The sequence below is a fragment of the Pseudoxanthomonas kaohsiungensis genome, from assembly GCF_010211765.1.
GTDB classification, from domain to species: Bacteria; Pseudomonadota; Gammaproteobacteria; order Xanthomonadales; family Xanthomonadaceae; genus Pseudoxanthomonas; species Pseudoxanthomonas kaohsiungensis.
In genome coordinates this window covers 1-548 of sequence record NZ_PDWO01000068.1, presented here as the reverse complement: position 1 = coordinate 548, position 548 = coordinate 1, and the positions used below count along the sequence as shown (strand labels likewise).

The window sequence follows — 548 nt, the reverse complement described above, 5'->3', positions numbered from 1 at the left end:
TGCTACGTCCACGTCTTCAGATAGTTGCCATATTGACTGTCCACTATTTCCCATTTAGTTTTTTTTTTTGAGGTTGTCGGGGTCCACGGCACTCCATTCCCGGCAGGCGGCGAGCGAAGCTTCGCCGTCGTTCCTGAGCATGCTCAGCTGCAGGCGGCGGAGCTCGGTGCTGGCCGGCTGCCTCTGCAGTGCGGCCAGCAGCACCTCCCGCGCCTGGTCGGCGTCGCCGGCCGCGCCCAGGCCCAGCACCAGCGCCGCGACGATTTCCGGGACATCCGGTGCGGTCGTGTGCGCCTGCCGGTAGTCCTCGACGGCGCCGGCCAGGTCCCCGCGCAGGCCGCGCAGGTCGCCACGGCCCACCAGCGCGAGCGGATGGCCGGGATGGACCTTCATGGCGCGCTCGAATTCCTGCCACGCTTCGGCCGGCCGTCCTTCGCGCATCATCAACTGGCCCATCGAAATCCGCGCGTCGACGTAATCCGGATTGAGGCCGAGGGCATTGCGCAGCGCCTGTTCGGCGATGCCGATCTGGCCGAGCGCGATGAAGC

At 67.0% G+C, this 548-nt stretch carries 1 protein-coding gene; it reads right to left on the bottom strand.

All coding sequences use genetic code 11. From position 1 onward, the window contains the following. Positions 1–54 precede the first annotated feature (54 nt). Positions 55–548 (bottom strand): tetratricopeptide repeat protein (locus tag CSC66_RS17330; protein ID WP_162378645.1); only part of this gene is annotated, 494 nt, incomplete at its 5' end.